General features: G+C 47.9%; 25 protein-coding genes and 1 other annotated feature. All 25 genes read left to right on the top strand.

Features of this window, described 5'->3' with window-relative positions:
- The first annotated feature begins 1 nt into the window (after position 1).
- The 25 genes from PJDR2_RS28670 to rplB all read left to right on the top strand — a co-directional run bounded on the left by PJDR2_RS28670 (position 2) and on the right by rplB (position 24639).
- A complete protein-coding gene (locus PJDR2_RS28670) occupies positions 2 to 526 on the top strand; it encodes an NYN domain-containing protein (protein WP_015847244.1) in 525 nt (174 codons plus the stop codon).
- Between the two features lie 230 nt (positions 527 to 756).
- Positions 757 to 1407, top strand: coding sequence for an RNA polymerase sporulation sigma factor SigH (gene sigH / locus PJDR2_RS28665; protein WP_015847243.1), 651 nt, complete (start codon positions 757 to 759; stop codon positions 1405 to 1407).
- Positions 1408 to 1735: 328 nt separating this feature from the next.
- Positions 1736 to 1885, top strand: coding sequence for a 50S ribosomal protein L33 (gene rpmG, locus PJDR2_RS32650; RefSeq protein ID WP_015847242.1), 150 nt, complete (start codon positions 1736 to 1738; stop codon positions 1883 to 1885).
- A gap of 17 nt (positions 1886 to 1902) precedes the next feature.
- Positions 1903 to 2112 (top strand): preprotein translocase subunit SecE, encoded by a 210-nt coding sequence (secE, locus tag PJDR2_RS28660; protein WP_015847241.1) that lies wholly within the window; start codon positions 1903 to 1905, stop codon positions 2110 to 2112.
- 23 nt (positions 2113 to 2135) lie between these two features.
- A complete protein-coding gene (gene nusG, locus PJDR2_RS28655; protein WP_015847240.1) occupies positions 2136 to 2669 on the top strand; it encodes a transcription termination/antitermination protein NusG in 534 nt (177 codons plus the stop codon).
- A gap of 49 nt (positions 2670 to 2718) precedes the next feature.
- On the top strand, positions 2719 to 3144 hold the full coding sequence (gene rplK / locus PJDR2_RS28650) for a 50S ribosomal protein L11 (RefSeq protein ID WP_015847239.1): 426 nt from the start codon (positions 2719 to 2721) through the stop codon (positions 3142 to 3144).
- Between the two features lie 140 nt (positions 3145 to 3284).
- Positions 3285 to 3977 (top strand): 50S ribosomal protein L1, encoded by a 693-nt coding sequence (gene rplA / locus PJDR2_RS28645; protein WP_015847238.1) that lies wholly within the window; start codon positions 3285 to 3287, stop codon positions 3975 to 3977.
- Positions 3978 to 3996: 19 nt separating this feature from the next.
- Positions 3997 to 4150: a sequence feature (ribosomal protein L10 leader region), on the top strand.
- Positions 4151 to 4209: 59 nt separating this feature from the next.
- Positions 4210 to 4713 carry a 50S ribosomal protein L10 gene (gene rplJ, locus PJDR2_RS28640; RefSeq protein ID WP_015847237.1) on the top strand — a complete coding sequence of 168 codons (504 nt, stop codon included), beginning with the start codon at positions 4210 to 4212 and terminating at the stop codon, positions 4711 to 4713.
- A 90-nt stretch (positions 4714 to 4803) separates the two neighbouring features.
- The gene (rplL, locus tag PJDR2_RS28635; protein ID WP_015847236.1) at positions 4804 to 5163 is read left to right on the top strand and encodes a 50S ribosomal protein L7/L12; all 360 of its coding nucleotides are present in this window, start codon (positions 4804 to 4806) and stop codon (positions 5161 to 5163) included.
- Between the two features lie 101 nt (positions 5164 to 5264).
- A complete protein-coding gene (locus tag PJDR2_RS28630) occupies positions 5265 to 5870 on the top strand; it encodes a class I SAM-dependent methyltransferase (protein WP_015847235.1) in 606 nt (201 codons plus the stop codon).
- Positions 5871 to 6163: 293 nt separating this feature from the next.
- Positions 6164 to 9727 carry a DNA-directed RNA polymerase subunit beta gene (gene rpoB / locus PJDR2_RS28625; RefSeq protein ID WP_015847234.1) on the top strand — a complete coding sequence of 1188 codons (3564 nt, stop codon included), beginning with the start codon at positions 6164 to 6166 and terminating at the stop codon, positions 9725 to 9727.
- Positions 9728 to 9822: 95 nt separating this feature from the next.
- Positions 9823 to 13449 carry a DNA-directed RNA polymerase subunit beta' gene (gene rpoC / locus PJDR2_RS28620; protein ID WP_015847233.1) on the top strand — a complete coding sequence of 1209 codons (3627 nt, stop codon included), beginning with the start codon at positions 9823 to 9825 and terminating at the stop codon, positions 13447 to 13449.
- Positions 13450 to 13699: 250 nt separating this feature from the next.
- Positions 13700 to 13930 (top strand): ribosomal L7Ae/L30e/S12e/Gadd45 family protein, encoded by a 231-nt coding sequence (locus tag PJDR2_RS28615; protein ID WP_015847232.1) that lies wholly within the window; start codon positions 13700 to 13702, stop codon positions 13928 to 13930.
- A 156-nt stretch (positions 13931 to 14086) separates the two neighbouring features.
- A complete protein-coding gene (gene rpsL, locus PJDR2_RS28610) occupies positions 14087 to 14506 on the top strand; it encodes a 30S ribosomal protein S12 (protein WP_015847231.1) in 420 nt (139 codons plus the stop codon).
- A 64-nt stretch (positions 14507 to 14570) separates the two neighbouring features.
- Positions 14571 to 15041 (top strand): 30S ribosomal protein S7, encoded by a 471-nt coding sequence (gene rpsG, locus PJDR2_RS28605; RefSeq protein ID WP_015847230.1) that lies wholly within the window; start codon positions 14571 to 14573, stop codon positions 15039 to 15041.
- A gap of 53 nt (positions 15042 to 15094) precedes the next feature.
- Entirely contained in the window at positions 15095 to 17170 is a 2076-nt protein-coding gene (fusA, locus tag PJDR2_RS28600; protein ID WP_015847229.1) for an elongation factor G, read from the top strand.
- A gap of 116 nt (positions 17171 to 17286) precedes the next feature.
- Positions 17287 to 18477 carry an elongation factor Tu gene (tuf, locus tag PJDR2_RS28595; protein ID WP_015847228.1) on the top strand — a complete coding sequence of 397 codons (1191 nt, stop codon included), beginning with the start codon at positions 17287 to 17289 and terminating at the stop codon, positions 18475 to 18477.
- Between the two features lie 178 nt (positions 18478 to 18655).
- A complete protein-coding gene (locus tag PJDR2_RS28590; protein WP_015847227.1) occupies positions 18656 to 19711 on the top strand; it encodes an ABC transporter substrate-binding protein in 1056 nt (351 codons plus the stop codon).
- Positions 19712 to 19781: 70 nt separating this feature from the next.
- A complete protein-coding gene (locus PJDR2_RS28585; protein ID WP_015847226.1) occupies positions 19782 to 20696 on the top strand; it encodes an ABC transporter permease in 915 nt (304 codons plus the stop codon).
- Positions 20696 to 21490 carry an ABC transporter ATP-binding protein gene (locus PJDR2_RS28580; RefSeq protein WP_015847225.1) on the top strand — a complete coding sequence of 265 codons (795 nt, stop codon included), beginning with the start codon at positions 20696 to 20698 and terminating at the stop codon, positions 21488 to 21490. Before PJDR2_RS28585 ends, PJDR2_RS28580 begins: the two co-directional genes overlap by 1 nt.
- A 386-nt stretch (positions 21491 to 21876) precedes the next feature.
- Positions 21877 to 22185 carry a 30S ribosomal protein S10 gene (gene rpsJ, locus PJDR2_RS28575; RefSeq protein WP_005544556.1) on the top strand — a complete coding sequence of 103 codons (309 nt, stop codon included), beginning with the start codon at positions 21877 to 21879 and terminating at the stop codon, positions 22183 to 22185.
- 38 nt (positions 22186 to 22223) lie between these two features.
- Positions 22224 to 22847, top strand: coding sequence for a 50S ribosomal protein L3 (rplC, locus tag PJDR2_RS28570; RefSeq protein WP_015847224.1), 624 nt, complete (start codon positions 22224 to 22226; stop codon positions 22845 to 22847).
- Positions 22848 to 22874: 27 nt separating this feature from the next.
- On the top strand, positions 22875 to 23498 hold the full coding sequence (rplD, locus tag PJDR2_RS28565; RefSeq protein WP_015847223.1) for a 50S ribosomal protein L4: 624 nt from the start codon (positions 22875 to 22877) through the stop codon (positions 23496 to 23498).
- Positions 23498 to 23791 carry a 50S ribosomal protein L23 gene (rplW, locus tag PJDR2_RS28560; protein ID WP_015847222.1) on the top strand — a complete coding sequence of 98 codons (294 nt, stop codon included), beginning with the start codon at positions 23498 to 23500 and terminating at the stop codon, positions 23789 to 23791. Before rplD ends, rplW begins: the two co-directional genes overlap by 1 nt.
- 17 nt (positions 23792 to 23808) lie before the next feature.
- Positions 23809 to 24639, top strand: coding sequence for a 50S ribosomal protein L2 (rplB, locus tag PJDR2_RS28555; protein WP_015847221.1), 831 nt, complete (start codon positions 23809 to 23811; stop codon positions 24637 to 24639).
- The last annotated feature ends 25 nt before the right edge of the window (positions 24640 to 24664 follow it).

Below are 24664 nucleotides of genomic sequence, written 5' to 3'. Positions count from 1 at the left end.
GATGAACCGGCGCAATGATATTTTGCTGGTGGACGGCTATAATATGATCGGCGCCTGGCCAATGCTTGAGAAGCTGAAGGAGATTGATCTGGAGGAAGCGCGGGACAAGCTGCTGGATATGCTGGCCGATTACCAAGGCTTCTCGGGCATGACGGTATATGTTGTTTTTGATGCCCATCAGGTGCCCGGACTTGGCGCAACTTATCGGCATCACAAGCTTACGATTGTCTATACGAAAGAGAAAGAAACGGCAGACGAATGCATTGAGCGGCTGGTTACGGAATTGACGGCCAGACGGCGCAATGTATTTGTCGCCACCTCCGACCTTGTCGAGCAGCATGTCGCTTTTGGTAAAGGAGCACTCCGGCTGTCGGCTCGCGAGCTGCTAATCAATATTCAGCAGAATCGCAAGCAAATTGAGCTGACTTTGCGGGAGGATATACCGGTCAAGCGCAACACGCTCGACGGTAATCTCAGTCTTGAAGTGCGAACAAAGCTGGAGCGACTTCGTCGCGGCGGTAAATAATCCTCTTTTTCATCCATAAAATTACAGAATTTCTATTAAAACGACTCTCCCAAAACGGCAAATTGGTTGACGGTGTAAGATTACATAATGTATACTGACTCTATATTTAGTGATGTGAACGGCAGTTTTATCGCTATTTTGCCTTGTTTAAATCGATGTGGCAGGAAGCCATGGAAATAAGTTGCATATGAATCTAGCGGCGTACGCCTTGCAGGCCGGAGGGATAGTTCGTGAGCATCGACCTCAAAAAATGGAGTACGCTTGAGTATGACTGCAGTTCTGACGAGGATATCGTAGAAGCGGTTCGTAACGGCGACAGTCTGGCTCTTGAATATTTGATCAACAAATATAAGAACTTTGTCCGTGCCAAGGCGCGTTCTTACTTCCTTATCGGGGCCGATCGGGAAGATATCGTGCAGGAAGGCATGATCGGACTCTATAAATCTATCCGCGACTTTAAAGGGGATAAGCTTGCTAGCTTTAAAGCTTTTGCGGAGTTATGTATTACGCGGCAGATTATTACGGCCATAAAGACGGCTACCCGGCAGAAGCATATTCCTCTTAACTCTTATGTTTCTTTGGACAAGCCGATTTATGACGAAGATTCTGACCGTACTCTTCTTGACGTAATTTGCGGCACCCGGGTATCTGATCCGGAGGAGCTTATCATCAACCAAGAGGAATTTGTTGGTCTCGAGGACAAGATGTCCGAGATTCTAAGCGATCTGGAGCGAAAGGTGCTTATGCTGTACCTGGATGGCAGATCGTATCAGGAGATTGCCGTTGACCTTGACAGACATGTGAAGTCGATTGACAATGCGCTGCAGCGTGTTAAGCGCAAGCTCGAGCGTTACTTGGAAGTTCGGGATCTTAGTGGATAAGCTATCAATCTTTATTCATCGTATAGAGTGGATATGAGCTGTTCTCTCATCCGGTATCAAGCCGGCATCGGAGGGCAGCTCATTTTAAGTTTTAAAAGCGGGAATTGTGACGATAATGGTAGAGACGAGCGTCCTGGTGTCGCCATATTTCCATAATATTCGATATGGCAGGGCCTATGTTTCCATTGACATTGGAATAGGCCATGTGATAAATTGTTTTAGGTAGGCCTTGATGTGAGGCTTTGTTTTGTATTGGGGCCGTAGTTGCAATGTCATACTACATATGGCGTTGTGAACCGTTATTTAGCAGTTCGGGAGGTGTAATTCAATGCGGGTAATAATCACGTTGGCATGCACAAACTGCAAACAGAGAAACTATGCGAGCAGCAAGAACAAACGCAATCACCCCGACCGCATCGAGTTGAAGAAGTTTTGCAAGTTCTGTAACGAGCAGACTCCTCATCGCGAGACGAGATAGTCATTGGAGGTGTTGACGTGGCATTTTTGGCTAAACTGAAGCAAAGCTTCGGAACAACGTTTAGTTTCTTTGCCGACAGCTGGGCAGAACTTAAGAAGGTTCGCTGGCCAAACCGTAAAGAGTTGACAAGCTATTCGATCGTCGTACTTCTAACGATCGCGTTTGTGACGATTTACTTTTGGCTTCTTGACATCGGGATCTCGTCTCTAGTTAATCTGATTGTTTAAGAAGGGTCCAAAGGTGGATTGGAATGGAAAAAAGATGGTATGTCGTACACACTTACGCCGGTTATGAGAACAAAGTGAAAGCCAATTTGGAGCGTCGCCTCGAATCGATGGGCATGGAAGACAAAATCTTTCGCGTTCTGGTTCCGATGGAAGAAGAAGTGGTAGAGAAGGACGGTAAGAAAAAGACTGTTCAACGTAAAGTCTACCCCGGCTACGTCCTCGTGGAGATGGTTCAAACTGACGATTCATGGTATGTTGTTCGCAATACGCCGGGCGTCACAGGATTTGTAGGGTCAACCGGTTCTGGTTCCAAGCCAATTGCGCTTATGCCAGACGAAGTAGAACAAATTCTGAAGCATATGGGCATGGAAGAGCCTAAGCCGAAGATTGAATTCGACCTGAAGGAAACCGTGCGCGTCAAAGTAGGTCCTTTTGCAGATTTCGTTGGTACAGTAGAAGAGATTCTGCTCGACAAATCCAAGCTTAAGGTACATGTCAACATGTTTGGCAGGGAGACCCCGCTTGAGCTGGACTACACTCAAGTGGAGAAGATATAACAATCCGGTTTCCGCAGTTTGGGATTACTTGTGTAAGGAGGTGTAAGTCATGGCAAAAAAGGTTATCAAAATGGTCAAACTGCAAGTTCCTGCAGGTAAAGCTAATCCGGCTCCGCCGATTGGTCCAGCACTTGGTCAAGCAGGCGTTAACATTATGGCGTTCTGTAAAGAATTCAATGCTCGTACTGCAGATCAAGCGGGATTGATTATCCCGGTTGTTATCACAGTGTTTGAAGACCGTTCCTTCACTTTCGAAACTAAAACTCCACCGGCAGCAGTATTGCTCCGCGTTGCAGCAGGTATCGAAAAAGGTTCCGGTGAACCAAACAAAAAGAAAGTTGCTACGGTTAAACGTTCGAAAGTTCGTGAAATCGCCGAGCAAAAAATGCCCGACCTGAATGCGGCTTCCGTTGAGGCAGCGATGCTTATGATTGAAGGTACTGCACGCAGCATGGGTGTTACTATCGTTGACTAATTGTGCGACTGACCGCTTGCGGTCGGTAAGCACATGGGCGACCGATTAGGTGCAGCCCGGCGAAGTGTTATGCTTCGTACAAGTGGGAGGAGTCCCAAAAGGGGAATTTTCCGCTACAACCACAAAGGAGGAAAACTCAAATGGCTAAACACGGCAAAAAGTATGTAGAAGCTGCTAAGTTGATTAACAGCGAAGCTACTTACGAGTCTTTGGAAGCAATCGAGCTTGTGAAGAAAGCCGCTACAGCAAAATTCGACGAGTCCGTTGAAGTAGCTGTGCGTCTGGGCGTTGACCCTCGTAAACAAGACCAAGCGGTTCGTGGCGTTGTTGTACTTCCGCATGGTACTGGTAAAACTAAACGCGTTCTGGTATTCGCTAAAGGCGATAAAGCAAAAGAAGCAGAAGCTGCTGGCGCTGATTTCGTAGGCGATTCCGACATGATCAACAAAATCCAACAAGGCTGGTTCGAATTCGACGTCTGCGTAGCAACGCCGGACATGATGGCTGAAGTTGGTAAACTGGGTCGTATCCTCGGCGGTAAAGGCCTTATGCCTAACCCTAAAGCGGGTACGGTAACATTCGACGTTACTAAAGCTGTTCAAGAAATCAAAGCTGGTAAAATCGAATACCGTCTTGATAAAGCAGGTCAAATCCATGCTCCAATCGGCAAGGTTTCCTTCGACGCAGAGAAACTTAACGAAAACCTTAAGTCTCTGATCGACGCTTTGAACCGTGCTAAACCGGCAGCAGCTAAAGGGGTTTACCTGAAAAACATTTCCGTTTCTTCGACAATGGGCCCTGGCGCTCGCGTAAACGCAGCGGTTTACCGTTAAGTTTAACGAGAACGGAATTAACATTCGAATACGCATACCGTAGACAGTAGGTGCCGCAAGGCTTAATTTCCTACCGAGGTGTTATGATAAATACAGCTTGCGCGTGATTAACTTCACGGCAGCGATATATCATGGCCTTCGCAGTCGCTGTGGAGGCCTTTCTCATGCACCCTAGGCATTAGGAAGCTCGTCATATAAACGGGATGTACAACTATTACAGGAGGTGTACAGTTTGGCTAACGTTAAAATCATCCAAGAGAAACAACAAGCGGTTGAAGAAATCACAGCGAAGCTTCGTGAGAGCTCCAGCACTGTTGTTGCTGACTACCGCGGATTGAACGTTGCGCAAGTAACTGAACTTCGTAAACAACTGCGCGAAGCAGGTGTTGAGTTCCAAGTTCTGAAAAACTCGCTCGTTCGCCGTGCGACTGAAGCTGCGGAATTGTCCGATCTGAACAGCATTCTGGTTGGTCCTACAGCCATTGCTTTCAGCGTCAACGATGCTGTAGCACCAGCGAAAATCTTGAACGATTTCGCTAAAAAGAACGACGCTCTGAAACTTAAAGGCGGCGTTGTTGAAGGTAAAGTAGTAGGTGCACAAGAGATTAAAGCACTGGCGGAACTTCCGTCCCGCGAAGGCTTGCTCTCCATGCTCCTCAGCGTCCTGCAAGCTCCAATGCGCAACTTCGCGCTTGCGGTTAAAGCAGTCGGCGAGCAAAAAGAAGCACAAGCTTAAGTTAAACCGTCGTTTATACGAACGAACCGCCGACCTTCCCCGGAAGGCGGCATAAAACAAAAAAAATCAACCACTTTCGGAGGTATAACCATGTCTAAAGAGCAAATCTTGGAAGCAATCAAAGTTATGACTGTTCTTGAACTGAACGATCTTGTTAAAGCAATCGAAGAAGAATTCGGCGTTACTGCTGCTGCACCAGTTGCAGTTGTTGCAGGCGGCGCAGCAGAAGTTGCTGAGCAAACTGAATTCGACGTTATCCTTAACAACGCTGGCGCTTCCAAAATCAACGTAATCAAAGTTGTTCGCGAAATCACAGGTCTTGGCCTGAAAGAAGCGAAAGACCTGGTTGACGGCGCTCCAAAAGCAATCAAAGAAAAAGTAGCTAAAGAAGAAGCAGAAGCAGTAAAAGCTAAGCTTGAAGAAGCTGGCGCTGCTGTAGAAGTGAAGTAATATCGCTTCAAGCTATAATAACGGGCCCCTTGAAACGTCACGTTTCAAGGGGTTCGTTGCATGTTTAAGCGATATAGAGCGATTGACAGGAGGCCATAGAGATGTCAGACCACTATTACTCTCAAACTCCGGGAGTGAAGCATGATAGGCAAATACATGAGGCGAACCTTCGAGGCTATTCGCTGCGATTTATGACGGATGCCGGCGTTTTCTCCAAATCAGGTGTCGATTATGGCAGTCGTGTGCTGCTGGATGCGCTCGTTCTTGCGCCATCTGCTCAAGTACTCGATGTCGGGTGCGGTTACGGGCCCATCGGATTAACTGCGGCGAAGCTTGCACCGGAGGGGCATGTAACCATGATCGACATTAATGAACGTGCGGTTGAGCTATCAAAAGAGAATGCGAAGCTTAATGGCGTTTCTAATGTTACGATTGTCCAAAGCGATATCTATGAATCGGTGAAGAATAACCGTTATGACGTGATCTTGACCAACCCTCCTATCAGGGCGGGCAAACAGGTTGTCCATCGTATTTTTGAAGAGGGGTACAATCTATTAAATCCCGGCGGCAAGATGTGGGTTGTTATTCAGAAGAAGCAAGGTGCGCCATCGGCGGAAGCCAAGCTGGAATCGCTATTTGGCGATGTAGAAGAGGTAACGAAGGATAAAGGCTACAGGATATTTTTAGCAACTAAATCTATTGCTTGATTTTCTTGACTTGACTTTTTAGATATGGTAGTATTATAAAATGTCAGCATTAAATTGGGCTCAATCTCTTTAGCTAACTAAAATGTCAAGTGCGAATTTTGGCGCGGAATGCATATTTATTGCACATTTGACGTATAATGTTTACATTTTGGGCAAAATTACTTGATATGGAACCATCGCGCCGCGCTGCGTTTGGTTGGCTGCCGGAACACGCTCTTTTTTCGAACTATTCGATAAGGGCTTTTCTTTATTTAAAGTAGTGACGCAGTAGATATCGATGCTGTGAGACAGACATGAGGGGTGAGGTTAAGTTGGCAGGACAACTTGTTCAGTATGGTCGGCGCACGCGGAGAAGTTACGCCCGGATCAACGAGGTGCTGGAAGTCCCGAACCTGATTGAAATCCAACAAAAATCGTACGAAAAATTCTTGGATAACGACTTGCTTGAGTTGTTCCAGGATATTTCGCCGATTCAGGACTTTACGGGCAATCTATCGCTTGAGTTTATCGACTATAGCTTGGGCGAACCGAAATATTCGGTCGATGAATCAAAGGAACGCGATGTGACGTACGCTGCTCCACTACGCGTTAAAGTACGGCTCTTCAACAAAGAAACCGGCGAAGTGAAGGAACAAGAAGTGTTCATGGGCGACTTCCCGCTGATGACAGAGACCGGTACGTTCATTATTAACGGGGCGGAACGTGTTATTGTCAGCCAGTTGGTTCGATCCCCAAGTGTGTACTTCAGCACGAAGGTTGATAAGAACGGGAAGAAAACATACACGGCAACGGTAATTCCGAATCGCGGAGCTTGGCTCGAGCTTGAGACGGATGCTAAGGACATCATGTACGTTCGTATTGACCGGACCCGGAAAATACCGGTGACGGTGCTTTTGCGCGCTCTTGGCTTCGGAACCGACGCTGAGATCTTAGAATTGCTCGGCCATGACGAGTATATTCGCAACACGCTGGATAAAGACAACACAGATTCGACGGAGAAAGCGTTAATTGAAATCTATGAACGCCTTCGTCCAGGCGAACCGCCTACTTTGGACAATGCGAAGAGCTTGCTTGTAGCTCGTTTCTTTGATCCAAAACGTTACGACCTGGCTAATGTCGGCCGTTACAAAATAAACAAAAAGCTTCACATTAAGAACCGTCTGTTTAATCAACGTCTTGCTGAGACGCTGGTAGATCCAGGTACAGGCGAGATCATTGCAGAAGCAGGCCAAATGATTGACCGCCGTCTGCTGGATGAGATCCTCGACAAGCTGGAGAAAAACGTCGGTTTCAAAACATACCATGTTGCTAATGGTGTGCTGGATGCGGACAGCATTCCTCTTCAAGCGATCAGCGTGTATTCACCGCTTGATGACGCGAAGGTTATCAAAGTCATCTCGAATGGCGTTATTGATAAATCCGTTAAGCATATTACGCCGGCGGACATTATTTCGTCCATTAACTATTTCATTAACCTCCTTCACGGAGTAGGCAATACAGACGATATCGACCATCTGGGTAACCGTCGTCTGCGCTCTGTAGGTGAATTGCTTCAAAATCAATTCCGTATCGGTCTTTCCCGTATGGAACGCGTTGTTCGCGAAAGAATGTCGATTCAGGATGCTAATGCAATTACGCCTCAAGCCTTGATTAACATTCGCCCTGTAATCGCATCGATTAAAGAGTTCTTCGGTTCCTCGCAGCTGTCGCAGTTCATGGACCAAACGAACCCGTTGGCAGAATTGACGCACAAACGTCGTTTGTCTGCACTCGGTCCGGGTGGTCTGACGCGTGAGCGCGCAGGCTTCGAAGTACGTGACGTCCATCACTCCCACTACGGGCGTATGTGTCCAATCGAAACGCCAGAGGGCCCGAACATCGGTCTGATCAACTCCTTGTCGACGTTTGCCCGCATTAACGAGTACGGCTTCATCGAAGCTCCTTATCGTTGGGTAGATCCGAAGACAGGCGTCGTTACCGAGCAAATCTCGTATTTGACGGCTGACGAAGAAGATAACTACGTTGTTGCGCAAGCGAACGCGAAGCTGACTGAAGAAGGCAATTTTGTAGACGACAGCGTAATCGTTCGTTACAACAAACAAGCAGATAACATCCTGACTATGCCAAGCGAACGTGTAGACTACATGGACGTATCGCCGAAGCAGGTCGTATCGGTTGCGACAGCGCTCATTCCTTTCTTGGAAAATGACGACTCCAACCGTGCGCTCATGGGATCCAACATGCAACGTCAGGCCGTGCCGCTTCTTATTCCTAAAGCACCACTTGTTGGTACAGGGATGGAGCACAAGTCGGCAAAAGACTCCGGTGTATGTATTGTATCCAAGTATGACGGTGTTATTGAACGTGCATCCGCGAATGAAATTTGGCTTCGCCGGACAGAGATTTTGGACGGTAAGCAAGTTGTTGGCGATCTTGTAAAACATAAACTGCATAAGTTTATGCGCTCTAACCAAGGAACATGTATTAACCAACGTCCGCTTGTTCGCAAAGGCGATGTGATCAAGAAAGGCGATATCCTCGCTGACGGCCCATCGACAGAGCAAGGCGAATTGGCGCTTGGCCGTAACGTTGTCGTTGCGTTCATGACTTGGGAAGGCTACAACTATGAGGATGCTATTCTTCTTAGCGAGAAGCTTGTGAAAGAGGATGTATATACCTCGATTCACATAGAGGAATATGAATCCGAAGCACGTGATACGAAGCTTGGACCGGAAGAAATTACGCGCGACATTCCGAATGTCGGCGAAGATGCGCTCAAGAATCTCGACGAACGCGGTATCATCCGTGTTGGTGCAGAGATTAGCGCAGGCGATATCCTTGTTGGTAAAGTAACGCCTAAAGGCGTAACGGAGCTGACGGCGGAAGAACGCCTCCTTCACGCGATCTTCGGTGAGAAGGCTCGTGAAGTTCGTGATACATCGCTTCGCGTACCGCATGGTACCGACGGTATCGTTGTAGACGTTAAAGTATTTACTCGTGAGAACGGCGATGAACTGCCACCAGGCGTGAATCAGCTGGTTCGTGTATATATTGCTCAAAAACGTAAAATTTCCGAAGGCGACAAAATGGCAGGACGTCACGGTAATAAAGGGGTTATCGCCCGCATTATGCCGGAGGAAGATATGCCGTTCTTGCCAGACGGCACACCAGTTGAAGTCGTATTGAACCCACTCGGCGTACCATCGCGGATGAACATCGGTCAGGTGCTCGAAGTCCATCTGGGTATGGCTTGTAAGCGTCTTGGTCTCCATGCGGCAACGCCGGTATTCGACGGCGCGCGTGAGTATGACGTATTCGATACGATGGAAGAAGCCGGCATGCAGCGTAACGGTAAAACGATTCTGTACGATGGACGTACAGGCGAATCGTTTGAGCGTGAAGTTACGGTTGGCGTCATGTACATGATCAAACTGGCGCACATGGTCGACGATAAAATCCATGCCCGCTCGACGGGTCCTTACTCTCTCGTTACGCAGCAACCATTGGGCGGTAAAGCTCAATTCGGCGGCCAGCGCTTCGGTGAGATGGAGGTTTGGGCACTCGAGGCCTACGGCGCAGCCTACACGCTTCAAGAGATTCTTACCGTCAAATCCGACGACGTGGTCGGCCGCGTGAAGACGTACGAATCGATCGTGAAGGGCGAGAACGTTCCGGAACCAGGCGTTCCGGAATCGTTCAAAGTATTGATCAAAGAGCTTCAGTCCCTTGGTATGGACGTTAAGATCCTCACCGAGAATGAAGAAGAGATCGAAATGAAAGAAATCGATGATGAAGATGACGGAACAAGCGATAAGCTTAACCTCAACTTAGAAGGTGCCGAAGCCGGCGCTGAATAAGCTTTGAATAAAAGGCTGCTCGTCCTTCGTAACTGAAGGGCGTGCAGCCGCCAATTTGTACGACATAGCCATACATGACGAAGGAGGGTTGCTCCTTGTTGGACGTGAACAACTTCGAGTATATGAAAATCGGGCTTGCCTCGCCTGATAAAATTCGCTCTTGGTCCCGCGGAGAAGTCAAAAAACCGGAGACGATCAACTATAGGACGTTAAAACCGGAGAAAGAGGGTCTTTTCTGCGAAAAGATCTTCGGGCCTACAAAAGACTGGGAATGTCATTGCGGTAAATACAAACGCGTTCGTTATAAAGGCGTTGTCTGTGACCGTTGTGGCGTTGAAGTTACACGCGCGAAAGTACGCCGCGAGCGTATGGGCCATATCGAGCTTGCTGCTCCAGTATCGCATATCTGGTACTTTAAGGGCATTCCAAGCCGTATGGGCCTTGCGCTTGACATGTCGCCTCGTTCCCTTGAGGAGATCATTTATTTTGCATCCTATGTCGTAACCGACCCTGGTGATACGCCGCTTGAGAAAAAACAACTGCTGTCGGAGAAAGAATACCGCAGCTACCGTGAGAAATACGGTTATGGCTTCCAAGCGAGCATGGGTGCCGAAGCAGTTAAGAAATTGCTGCAAGACATCGATGTAGAGAAAGAACTGGAGACACTTAAAGAAGAATTGCGTACGGCTCAAGGCCAACGACGCAATCGTGCGATTAAGCGTCTTGAAGTAATCGAAGCCTTCCGCAACTCCGGCAATGAGCCGGAATGGATGATTCTCGATGTGCTTCCGGTTATCCCGCCAGAGCTTCGTCCGATGGTACAGTTGGACGGCGGACGTTTTGCAACGTCTGACCTGAACGACCTGTACCGCCGTGTTATTAACCGTAACAACCGTCTGAAACGCTTGCTTGATCTGGGCGCTCCGGACATTATCGTTCAGAACGAGAAGCGCATGCTGCAAGAAGCAGTTGACGCCCTTATCGATAACGGCCGTCGCGGCCGTCCGGTAACCGGCCCGGGCAACCGTCCTTTGAAATCCCTCAGCCACATGCTGAAAGGTAAACAAGGCCGTTTCCGTCAGAACTTGCTCGGTAAACGGGTTGACTACTCTGGTCGTTCCGTTATCGTCGTAGGTCCAAACCTGAAAATGTTCCAATGCGGTCTTCCAAAAGAGATGGCACTGGAGCTGTTCAAGCCTTTCGTAATGAAAGAACTTGTGAACAAAGGTCTGGCTCATAATATCAAGAGCGCAAAACGCAAAGTTGAACGCGTAAGCCCTGAAGTTTGGGACGTTCTTGAAGAAGTAATCAAGGAGCATCCGGTTCTTCTTAACCGTGCCCCTACGCTTCACCGTCTCGGTATCCAGGCGTTTGAACCGATTCTGGTTGAAGGCCGCGCCATCAAGCTTCATCCGCTCGTATGTACCGCTTATAACGCGGACTTCGACGGTGACCAAATGGCCGTTCACGTACCGTTGTCGGCAGAAGCACAAGCTGAAGCACGTCTCCTGATGCTTGCATCGGGCAACATCTTGAACCCGAAAGACGGTAAGCCGGTTGTTACTCCATCCCAGGATATGGTTCTCGGATCGTACTACTTGACGATGGATAACAAAGAAGCAAAAGGTTCCGGATCGGTGTTCGCTACCGTAAACGAAGCAATCTCTGCGTACCAACGCGGTATTGTATCGCTTCATGCGCGTGTATTCGTGCCTGCGAGAGTGTTGAAGAAAACGATCTTTACGGAGCAGCAACAGAACTCGCTGATTAGTACAACTGTCGGTAAAGTTATTTTCAATGAAATCTTCCCGGAAGATTTCCCTTACATCAACGAAGCTACCAAAGCGAACTTGCTGCAAGGCACACCGGATAAGTATTTCGTTTATGAAAAAGGCAGTGACTTGAACAAAATCATGGATGAGTTGCCAATTGCCGGCGGCGTCGGCAAAGAGTATCTCGGCAACATCATTGGCGAGTGCTTCCGTATCTACCATACAACATTAACGTCGATTATTCTTGACCGGATTAAACAACTGGGCTTCACGTACTCCACGCGCGCAGGTATCACTGTAGCGGTATCGGACGTTATCGTTCCGGAGGAGAAAGTTGAGATCCTGAAAGAATCCGATGCTAAAGTAGCTGTCGTTATGAATCAGTACCGTCGTGGTCTGATCACAAACGAAGAGCGCTATGACCGTGTTATCGAGATTTGGAGCAAATCCAAAGATCAAATAACGGAAATTCTCATGAGATCGATGGACCGTTACAATTCCATCATGCTCATGGTTGACTCCAAAGCACGGGGTAACAAATCGCAGATCGCCCAACTCGGCGGCATGCGTGGTCTGATGGCGAACCCATCCGGCCGTATCATCGAGTTGCCAATCAAATCGAACTTCCGTGAAGGTCTGACCGTCCTCGAGTACTTCATCTCGACGCATGGTGCGCGTAAAGGTCTGGCCGATACCGCCCTTCGTACCGCTGACTCGGGTTACTTGACTCGCCGTCTCGTAGACGTTGCGCAGGACGTTATCGTCCGCGAAGACGATTGCGGTACGGATAAAGGCTTCGCGGTAAGCAAGATCCAAGACGGCAAAGAGGTTATCGAGGATCTTTACGACCGTATCGAAGGCCGTTACTCTTTCGAAACGCTTCGTCATCCGAAAACGGGCGAGGTTATCGTTAAGAAGAGCGAGCTGATTGACTCCGGTAAAGCGGATGCGATTATCGAGGCGGGTATCGAAAAACTTCAAATCCGCTCCGTTCTTAGCTGTCGTGCACGTCATGGCGTATGTAAAGTATGCTACGGCCGTAACTTGGCAACTGGTAAACACGTTGAGATCGGTGAAGCGGTTGGTATTATCGCTGCGCAATCTATCGGTGAGCCGGGAACACAGCTGACAATGCGTACATTCCATACCGGCGGCGTTGCCGGCGACGATATTACGCAAGGTTTACCGCGTATCCAGGAGCTTTTCGAGGCGCGTAATCCGAAAGGTCAAGCGATCATTACGGAGCTCGACGGTGTCGTGAAAGAAATTCGCGAAGCGAAAGACCGCCGCGAAATCGAAGTACAAGGCGAAGCGGAAACAAAAGTCTATGCGATTACGTATGGCTCGCGTATCCGTGTCACCGAAGGCCAGCAACTCGAAGCAGGCGACGAACTGACAGATGGTTCGATCGACCCTAAAGATATGCTGCGTATTAAAGGTATCCGTGGCGTTCAAAACTACATTTTGCAAGAAGTACAGCGCGTATACCGTAACCAAGGTGTAGAAATCAACGACAAGCACGTTGAGGTTATGGTTAAGCAAATGCTTCGCAAAATCCGTATCGTTGACGCTGGCGACACCACGCTTCTTCCGGGTGCATTTGTCGACATCCACGAATACGAAGCAGCTAACCGCGAAGCAATCTTTGCAGGTCTTGAGCCTGCCGTTGCGAAGCCGGTATTGCTTGGTATTACGAAGGCGTCCCTTGAGACAGATTCGTTCTTGTCCGCGGCATCGTTCCAAGAAACGACCCGCGTCCTGACCGACGCTGCTATCAAAGGCAAAGTCGACCAATTGCTTGGTTTGAAAGAGAACGTTATTATCGGTAAGCTGATCCCGGCTGGTACAGGTATGAACCGTTACCGCAGCATCAAGCTGGTAGGCCTTGAAGATGAGCCTGAAGCAACAGCGGAAGGCGAATTGGAATCCGAAGCTGTAACGATCGAATAGGATCCGCATAAGTTGTAATAGATGAGGAGAGCGCGGCATTCGGCAGGGATGGTTGGTCTTCCCTGTTGATGCCCGCTCTTTTACATGTATAATAGTTGAGGGGCCTTACCTTTAACCTCGTGAATGAGATGACCAAAACTTTGCAATTGGACAGGGTGTAATACAGCTTGACACTTCTAGATGTAGGTGTTAATATATCGAAGTGTGCCTAATTGTGTGATCGCTCTACCGCAAAAGGAATGGTGATATCATGCAGTTTAAGGTTGGCGCGAAACAGACGACTAAGATGCTTGAACAGAGTAAAGCTATCGAAGTCTATGTGGCTCGTGATGCAGATCCGCGGATGAGAGAGAAGATCGTTCATCTGTGCGAGCGGTTGAGTGTTCCGGTCAAGTGGATAGATACGATGCAAGAACTCGGGGAAACCTGCGGGATTGATGTCGGAGCCGCTATGGCAGCGCTCATTATTGACGAAGAATAAAGTAGACTCCATTTTTGTTGGTGCAGAATTGAAAGATGATGGACTGACAGAAATTTTTATTTGTTCTTTTATGAACCGCCTGGATCTGTGGGCTTAATTAATTGGGTAAAATGTCTTGCCATTAATAAGACATAATCATGGGAAGGGGGTGGCAACATGCCAACAATTAACCAGCTGGTCCGCAAAGGCCGCCAAGCTAAAGTCGTAAAATCGAAATCGCCTGCTTTGCAAAGAGGTTTCAACGCCTTGAAACGTGAAGCAACGAACATCAGCGCTCCGCAAAAACGCGGTGTGTGCACTCGTGTAGGTACTATGACTCCGAAAAAACCAAACTCCGCACTTCGTAAATACGCGCGTGTACGTTTGACTAACCGCGTAGAAGTAACAGCGTATATCCCTGGTATCGGTCATAACCTGCAAGAACACAGCGTTGTATTGATCCGTGGTGGACGCGTAAAAGACCTTCCAGGTGTACGTTACCATATCGTTCGCGGCGCATTGGATACTGCGGGTGTTAACAACCGTAACCAATCTCGTTCGAAATACGGTACTAAACGTCCTAAAGTTAAAAAATAATAATAGCAATCTGTTCGGATAAATATTCGGATATTGCGACTAACTAAGAAAGGGGGACTTTCTCATGCCACGCAAAGGTCCTGTTACAAAACGCGACGTATTGCCGGATCCGGTTTACAATAGCAAACTGGTAACCCGCCTTATCAACCGCATCATGATCGACGGTAAACGCGGCGTTGCACAAACGCTGTTGTATGATGCTTTCACGCTGATCCAAGAACGCACGGGTAAAGATCCAATGGAAGTGTTCGAAGAAGCGTTGAAAAACATCATGCCTGTACTCGAGGTTAAAGCTCGCCGTGTCGGCGGTTCCAACTACCAAGTACCGATCGAGGTAAAACCTGAACGTCGTACATCGCTTGGTCTCCGTTGGCTCGTGAACTATTCGCGTAACCGCGGTGAAAAAACGATGGAAGAGCGTCTGGCTGCTGAAATCATGGACGCATCGAACAACACTGGTGCATCTGTGAAAAAACGCGAAGACACACACAAAATGGCAGAAGCGAACAAAGCGTTTGCTCACTACCGTTGGTAGGATTCTAACCAAAATGTTTGAGTTTAACTCAAAACACGAGAGGAGACAAATTCATGTCTAGAGAGTTCTCCTTGAATAATACGCGTAACATCGGGATCATGGCGCATATCGATGCTGGTAAAACAACTACCACTGAGCGTATCTTGTTCTATACAGGCCGTACTCATAAAATCGGTGAAGTGCACGAAGGTGCTGCAACGATGGACTGGATGGAGCAAGAGCAAGAGCGCGGTATCACAATTACGTCTGCCGCGACTACTGCTCAATGGAAAGGCAACCGCATCAATATTATCGACACCCCGGGGCACGTTGACTTCACAGTAGAAGTTGAACGTTCCCTGCGCGTATTGGATGGGGCCGTTGGCGTATTCAGTGCTAAAGAAGGCGTTGAGCCACAGTCTGAAACGGTATGGCGTCAAGCTGACCGTTATGGCGTTCCTCGGATCGCTTACATTAACAAAATGGACATCATCGGTGCAGACTTCCTGAATGTTATTAAAGACATGCGTGAACGTCTGCAAGCGAATGCTGTTGCTATTCAATTGCCGATTGGCGCTGAGAGTGATTTCCTTGGCGTAATCGACATTGTAGAGCGCGTAGCTTACAAATACAAAGACGACCTCGGGAAAGATCCTGAGCAAGTCGAAATTCCTGCTGAGTATGCTGACCAAGTTGAAGAGCTTCGCACGGAGCTGATCGAGAAGGTCGCTGAGCTGGACGAAGAATTAACTATGAAATATCTGGAAGGCGAAGAAATTACGATTCCAGAAATCAAAGCAGCGCTCCGTAAAGGTGTTTGTGAAGTTAAGATCTTCCCAGTAATCGCAGGTTCTTCTTACCGTAACAAAGGTGTTCAAATGATGTTGGATGCTGTTGTTGACTACCTGCCATCCCCACTCGACGTACCTGCTATCAAAGGTACACTCGAAGACGGCGAAGAGTCGGTACGTCATTCTTCTGACGAAGAGCCGTTCGCGGCACTCGCATTCAAAATCATGACTGACCCTTATGTTGGTAAATTGACGTTCTTCCGTGTATACTCGGGTATTCTGAAATCCGGATCGTATGTTCTTAACGCAACAAAGAACAAACGTGAACGTATCGGCCGTATCCTGCAAATGCATGCGAACAGCCGTCAAGAAATTTCCGAAGTATATTCCGGTGATATCGCTGCTGCAGTCGGTCTGAAAGACACGATTACGGGCGACACGCTGTGCGATGAGAAGGAACCGATCATTCTTGAATCGATGAACTTCCCTGACCCAGTTATCTCGGTAGCTATCGAACCAAAAACGAAAGCTGACCAAGACAAGCTGGGTATCGCAATCTCCAAACTGGCTGAAGAAGATCCAACTTTCCGTGCTCATACAGACGAAGAAACGAATCAAACGATCATCTCGGGTATGGGTGAGCTTCACCTTGAAATCCTGGTAGACCGTATGCTTCGCGAATTCAAAGTTGAGACTAACGTTGGTAAACCTCAAGTAGCTTACCGCGAGACTTTCCGTACTGCGGCTAAGGTTGAAGGTAAATTCGTTCGTCAGTCCGGTGGTAAAGGTCAATATGGACATTGTTGGGTGGAATTCACTCCGCAAGAGCCAGGTCAAGGCTTCGTATTCGAAAACAAAGTTGTGGGTGGATCTATTCCGCGTGAATTCATTGGTCCTATCCAAGCGGGTATCGAAGAGTCGATGAAGAACGGCGTAATCGCTGGCTTCCCGCTCGTTGACGTTAAAGCAACTGTTGTAGACGGATCGTACCATGACGTTGACTCCTCGGAGATGGCGTTCAAAATCGCTGGTTCCATGGCGCTTAAAGCCGCTAAGGATAAATGTAACCCAGTTCTTCTTGAGCCAATCATGAAGGTTGAAGTTACAGTACCAGAAGAGTACATGGGCGACGTTATGGGTATGCTGAACTCCCGTCGCGGTCGTATCGAAGGTATGGATACTCGTGCAGGCGCACAAATCATCCGTGCTAAGGTACCTCTTGCAGAGATGTTCGGTTACTCCACAACTCTTCGTTCCGGTACGCAAGGCCGTGGCGTATTCTCCATGGAGCTCTCGCACTATGAAGAAGTACCACGTTCGATCTCGGAAGAGATCATCTCGAAAAACAAAGGCGCTTAATTATTAAGCCCTTAAAATTCATACCTTTGGTATGCAAGGCCGGGCACAAATACCTTAAGGCATTTGTGTTTGGCCCACACATAAAACTTCAGTTATATTAAGGAGGATTAAGTTCAATGGCAAAGGCTAAATTTGAACGTAATAAACCGCACGTAAATATCGGTACTATCGGTCACGTCGACCATGGTAAAACTACTTTGACAGCTGCTATCACTACTGTACTTTCCAAAAAATACGGTGGCGCGGCAATCGCTTTCGACCAAATCGACAAAGCTCCAGAAGAGCGCGAGCGCGGTATCACGATCTCGACAGCTCACGTTGAGTATGAGACTCCTAACCGTCACTATGCTCACGTTGACTGCCCAGGTCACGCCGACTATGTTAAAAACATGATCACTGGTGCTGCTCAAATGGACGGCGCTATCCTGGTTGTATCCGCAGCTGACGGCCCTATGCCGCAAACTCGCGAGCACATCCTTCTGTCCCGCCAAGTAGGCGTACCTTACATCGTTGTATTCCTGAACAAATGCGACATGGTTGAAGACGAAGAGCTTCTTGAACTGGTTGAGATGGAAGTTCGCGACCTTCTTAACGAGTATGAGTTCCCAGGCGACGACACTCCAATCATCCGTGGTGCAGCTCGTGAAGCTCTGCAAAACCCAGATGGTCCTTGGGCTGACAAAATCGTTGAACTGTTCGAACAAGTTGACACTTACATCCCAACTCCTGAGCGCGACACAGCTAAGCCTTTCCTGATGCCTGTCGAGGACGTATTCACAATCACAGGTCGTGGTACAGTTGCTACTGGCCGTATCGACCGTGGTGTGGTTAAAGTTGGCGACGAGATCGAAATCGTTGGTCTGGCTGAAGAAACTCGCAAATCCGTTGTTACGGGCGTAGAAATGTTCCGTAAACTGATGGATTCCGCTCAAGCGGGCGACAACATCGGCGCACTGCTTCGTGGTGTAGACCGTAAAGACATCGAGCGTGGTCAAGTACTGGCTAAACCGGCTTCGGTTAAACCACACACTAACTTCACTGCTCAAATCTACGTTCTGACTAAAGAAGAGGGTGGCCGTCATAAGCCTTTCTTCACTGGTTACCGTCCACAATTCTATTTCCGTACAACTGACGTAACAGGTATCATCAACCTGCCTGAAGGTACTGAAATGGTAATGCCTGGCGACAACATCACAGTTACTGTAGAACTGATCGCTCCAATCGCGGTTGAAGAAGGAACTCGTTTCTCCATCCGTGAAGGCGGCCGTACTGTAGGCGCTGGCGCTGTTGCAACTATCCAAAAATAATAAGGTGCGGCTTTAGCCGCGCTTTATGAAACCCTCTGCCTCTGGCAGAGGGTTTTTTAATTTCCAGATAAAACCCACCATTGACGTATATCTTTACATGCCATTAGAATTAATGGATAAGCGTCTATCGACGTTATTCGAAGTATTCAGACAAATATCCGGGAGGGGCAAACTAGAAATGAATAAGAAATGGTTGGTACCGCTTGCTTTAGTACTTTTGCTCGTTACAGCAGCATGTGGGAACAGTGGCAAAAACAACGAGAACACCGGCTCTGGCAATACTGCAGACGCAGGTAATTCTGACGCGAAGAAATCGTATAAGATCTCGATTTCTCAGATCGTTGAGCATCCGTCGCTTGACGCAACAAAAGAAGGTTTTCTTGCAGCATTGAAGGATGCCGGTTTTGTTGAAGGGGAAAACTTGAGCGTAGATTTCAATACAGCACAAGGCGATCAAACGAATAACCTGTCGATCGCTCAAAAGATTGCAGGCGCAAAAGCCGATCTGGCTCTTGGTATTGCAACTCCGTCGGCGCAGGCGCTTGTGCAAGCTTACTCGAATGCCGGCAATAAAGCTCCAGTATTATTCGCAGCTGTAACGGATCCGCTTTCCGCAGATCTGGTTTCCGACCTTGATGCTCCGGGCGGCAACGTAACGGGTGCATCCGATACGAATCCAGATGCAGCCGTTCAACTGATGGACTTCATCGCGGCTAACTTCCCTAACGTGAAAAAGGTTGGTTTGGTCATTAACAAAGGCGAGAGCAATGCGGTTGTTATGGCTGCTACTGCTAAAGAAGCACTTGCTAAACATAATATCGAACTGATTGAAGCACCGGTTACAAACACTTCTGAAGTAAAACAAGCCGGTGAGTCGCTTATCGGTAAAGTAGATGCCATGTACATCACGTTAGATAACGTTGTTGTATCCGGTGTAGACGCGCTTCTGCAATTGGCAAAACAAAACCATATCCCGTTCTTCTCGAGTGACCGCGATACGGTTGAGAAAGGCGCTTTTGCAACTGTAGGCTTTAAATACTACGATCATGGTTACCAAGTAGGCCAAATGGCCGCTGAAATTCTGAAGGGTAAAAATCCGGGCGAGATGAAAGTTACGAAACCGGACAAGCTCGATCTGATTCTTAACCTGAAGGCAGCTGCCGATGAAGGTATTACAGTAACGGATGCCATGAAAGCCGGAGTTAAAGATCCGGACAACAATATCATTCAATAACAAGTTGAGAACGGGGTAAACGCTCCCTTGCGTTCATCCCGTTCTCTTATTATGTGGAGGAGGTGCCCCGGTGCCAGTATGGTTGAATGGTGCTTTTGAGCTAGGTTTACTTTATTCCTTAATGGCTCTAGGCGTTTATATTACATTTCGCATTCTTGATTTTCCCGATCTCACGGTTGATGCAAGCTTCACAACCGGAGCAGGGGTAGCAGCAGTTCTGATTACGAACGGCACTTCGCCATGGCTCGCATGTCTTGCGGCATTTGGCGCCGGAGCTGCCGCAGGTGCAATTACAGGCTTGCTGCACACGAAAGGAAAAATCAACGGATTGTTATCCGGTATTTTGATGATGATCGCGCTCTATTCCGTTAATATGCGGATTATGGGCAAGCCGAACATCGGACTTATGGGATCGGACATCTCGACTGTGTTTTCGGGAGTTAAGGTTCTTGTGCTTATGCCGATTGTCGTTGTAATTATTAAGGTTCTGCTTGATTTGTTCTTCAAGACGGATCTTGGGTTGAGTCTTCGTGCTACTGGTGATAACGAGCGCATGATCCGAAGCTTTGGCACAAATACAGATACGACTAAGATTATGGGTATTGCGTTATCAAACGGTCTGGTCGCTTTGTCGGGTTCGTTTGTCGCTCAGCAAAGCGGATTTGCCGATATTACGATGGGTGTCGGGATGATTGTTATCGGTCTCGCATCGGTTATTATCGGTGAAGCTCTGTTTGGCGCGAAGACCGTATTCCGGGCGACACTGGCAGTTGTGCTTGGCTCGATCGTTTATCGTATTATTATCGGTCTTGCTTATCAAAGCGACTTCTTCGAAGCATCCGATCTCAAACTGATTACTGCCGTTATCGTTATTATCGCGCTAGTCTTCCCGTCTCTTCAGAAATCGTGGAAACAAAAGAGGATGGCCCAAAAACGCACAGCAGCTCTTTTGAATAGCGTTGAACAAAAAGGGGGCGGACGCTGATGCTGGAAATATCCAAAGTATCAAAGCTTTTTAACCCGGGGACATTAGATGAAAAGACGGCCCTTGTGAATACGAACCTGGCGATGAAGCCAGGGGACTTTATTACGGTTATCGGCAGCAATGGCGCCGGCAAGTCGACTCTGATGAATATCATCTCGGGTGTTATGAAGCCGGATACCGGCGAAGTACGGATCGAGGGCAAAAACATTAGCAATCTGCCGGAGTTCCGCAGAAGCAAATGGATTGGCCGCGTATTCCAGGATCCGATGGCCGGTACTGCGCCTCGGATGTCAATTGAAGAGAATCTGGCGATGGCCTATACTCGCGGAAAGCAGCGTGGTTTCTCGCTAAGCATAAATCGTGGACGCCGCGCTATTTTCCGGGAACAGCTTTCCCGGTTGGGTATCGGGCTTGAGAATCGCTTGAGCGCCAAGGTAGGCCTTTTATCCGGCGGTGAGCGTCAGGCGCTTAGCCTTCTGATGGCTACCTTTACGAAACCCCAGATTCTTTTGCTCGATGAGCATACGGCAGCTCTTGACCCGGCCCGTGCGGAGCTCATCACAACGCTGACCGAAACGCTTGTGCGAGAGATGAACCTAACTACCTTGATGGTTACTCACAATATGGAACAGGCGATTCGGCTCGGCAACCGATTGATCATGATGGATAAAGGCAGAATCATTCTTGAAGTCAATGAAGACCGGAAGAAAGATCTGACTGTAGAACGGCTGCTTGGCGAATTCGAACAGATCAGCGGCAAAAAAATGGCCGACGACCGTGTCGTTCTCGGCTAATCGGCCTTTTAGGAAACGCAATGGCGAAATTCGCTGTTGCGTTTCTTCTATTATATAGAAGCTATTTTTCAGGTCAAAAATGGATTTGAGAGTTTGATCATAATCGTGTAATATAGGCGAAGTGGAAAACACGGTTCGTCCAGGCGGCGGACGCGGGCAAGTCGATCATAAATCGTTGTTGCACCAAGCTGAGTGAAAATAGGAAAAGATACAACTTTCCCTTGCATTTGCCCAGCTGTTTCGGTATAATATTGACTGTTGGTCTGTGACGTTGCGATGATGTGAGAGGTTGCCGACACACCCGGCCCCTTTGCCATGGGGCATGTGCCGGGTTTTCTCACGGAGTATGTCCGATAAGAAATTGGGCGATAGAAGGAGGGACTTATATGGCAAAGCAAAAGATTCGTATTCGCTTGAAAGCATACGATCACAGAATTCTTGATCAATCCGCTGAGAAAATCGTGGAAACAGCAAAACGTTCCGGTGCAGGCGTATCCGGGCCGATTCCGCTTCCTACGGAAAAGCAAATCATCACTATTCTCCGTGCGGTGCATAAGTACAAGGATTCCCGGGAGCAATTCGAAATGCGTACACATAAACGCTTGATCGATATTGTTAACCCAACGCCGCAAACGGTTGATGCGTTGATGCGCCTGGATTTACCATCCGGTGTAGATATCGAAATCAAACTGTAATAAGCATAATTGATTATTGAAGGAAAAGAGGTGTCAACATGAAAGGTATCTTAGGGAAAAAACTTGGTATGACGCAAGTGTTTACCGCTGAAGGTAATGTCGTTCCTGTAACGGTTATCGAAGCTGGTCCTTGTGTAGTTCTCCAGAAGAAAGATCAAGAGAACGATGGTTATGAAGCCGTACAATTCGGTTTCTCCGATAAGAAAGAAGCTAGAGCGATCAAGCCGGAAATCGGTCACGCGAAGAAAGCTAACACAGCTCCTAAGCGCTACGTTCGTGAAATTCGCGGAATTAACTTGGGCGAATATGAAGTTGGCCAAGAAGTAAAGGCTGATCTGTTCGCAGAAGGCGAATTTGTTGACGTAACAGGTATTTCGAAAGGTAAAGGCTTCGCCGGCGTTATCAAACGTTGGGGACAAAGCACGGGTCCTATGGCCCACGGTTCCCGTTACCATCGTGGTCCTGGTTCCATGGGTTCCATTCAAGCGAACCGCGTACCAAAAGGCAAACACCTTCCTGGTCACATGGGTCATGAGACAGTTACGATCCAAAAACTCGAAATTATCCGTGTAGACGCTGAGCGTAATGTGATCCTTGTTAAAGGCTCCATTCCAGGTCCTAAAAACGGTTTCGTTAAAGTGAAACAAACAGTTAAGAACTAATTGCTTACAAGAAAGGAGGAACAAGAAATGCCTAAAGTTACAGTATTTAACGTGAGTGGCTCTGAAGTTGGTGAAATCGAATTGGCGGACAGCGTATTCGGTATCGAGCCTAACTCTCATGTACTGCATAGCGCTGTATTGCTTCAGCAAGCTGCTGAGCGTGCAGGTACGCACAAAACAAAAGGACGCTCCGAAGTACGCGGCGGCGGTCGTAAACCTTGGAAACAAAAAGGTACTGGCCGTGCTCGTCAAGGTAGCATTCGTTCGCCACAATGGGTTGGCGGCGGTACAGTATTTGGACCGACTCCGCGCTCTTATGGCTTTAAACTTCCTAAGAAGGTTCGCCGTCTGGCGATTAAATCCGCATTGTCTTCCAAAGTGATCGCTAACGAGATCGTCGTTCTTGATCAATTGACATTCGCGGCTCCTAAAACGAAGGAATTCGCAGCAATCTTGAACAACCTGAAAGCTGATCGCAAAGCACTTGTTGTTTTGCCAGCTTATGATGACAATGTAGCATTGTCCGCTCGCAATATTCCAGGTGTTAAATTCGTCGCTGCTGACGGCATTAATGTTCTGGATGTATTGGTGCATGACAAGCTCATCATCACGAAAGAAGCCGTAGAGAAAGTACAGGAGGTGTTTGCATAATGAAAGATCCTCGCGATATTATCAAACGCCCTGTTATTACGGAACGCACAAGTGACTTCATGGCGGTTAAGCGCTATGTATTCGAAGTTGACCTTCGTGCGAACAAAACCGAAATTAAAGATGCTATTGAGCAAATCTTTAAAGTAAAAGTAACGAGCGTTAATACTATGCGTGTTGCCGGTAAGCCGAAACGCTACGGTAAATACAATGGTTATAGACCTGATTGGAAAAAAGCAATCGTTCAGCTTAGCGCTGAAAGCAAAGAACTTGAATTCTTTGAAACGTCTGTTTAGAAAAGGAGGGAAACTAAGTGCCAATTAAAAAGTACAAACCGACATCCCCGGCTCGTCGTAACATGTCCGTTTCGACTTTTGAAGAGATCACAACAAGCACACCGGAGAAATCCTTGCTTGCTCCGCTTTTCAAAAGAGCTGGTCGTAATAACCAAGGTAAAATTACAGTTCGTCACCATGGCGGCGGACACAAACGTAAATACCGTATCATCGACTTCAAACGTACTAAAGATGGTGTTGTAGGTAAAGTTGCTTCGGTCGAATACGATCCAAACCGTACTTCGAACATCGCTCTGATCCACTACATCGATGGTGAGAAAGCTTACATCATCGCACCTAAAGGTCTGAAAGTTGGCGATCAAGTTGTTTCCGGTCCTGATGCTGACATCAAAATCGGTAACGCTTTGCCACTTATCAACATTCCAGTAGGTACGGTTATCCACAATATCGAATTGAAACCAGGCAAAGGCGGCCAATTGGTTCGCGCAGCTGGTACAGACGCTCAACTTCTTGGTAAAGAAGGCGACTATGTATCCGTTCGTCTGACATCTGGTGAAGTTCGTCGCATTCTGAGCACTTGCCGTGCAACAATCGGTTCCGTTGGCAACGAAGATCACGAACTCGTGAAAATCGGTAAAGCTGGCCGTTCCCGTTGGATGGGCAAACGTCCTGAAGTCCGCGGCGTAGTAATGAACCCGAACGATCACCCACACGGTGGTGGTGAAGGCCGTGCTCCAATCGGTCGTAAATCCCCTATGTCTCCTTGGGGCAAACCGACTCTTGGTTTCAAAACACGCAAGAAGAAAAAAGCATCGAGCCAATATATTATTCGTCGTCGTACGAAGTAATAACCGCTTGTTTGCAAGCTGCGTG

Source organism: Paenibacillus sp. JDR-2, from assembly GCF_000023585.1.
Taxonomy (GTDB): domain Bacteria; phylum Bacillota; class Bacilli; order Paenibacillales; family Paenibacillaceae; genus Pristimantibacillus.
The sequence above is the reverse complement of the archived record's forward strand: the minus strand, read 5'-3'. Positions and strand labels throughout refer to the sequence as shown.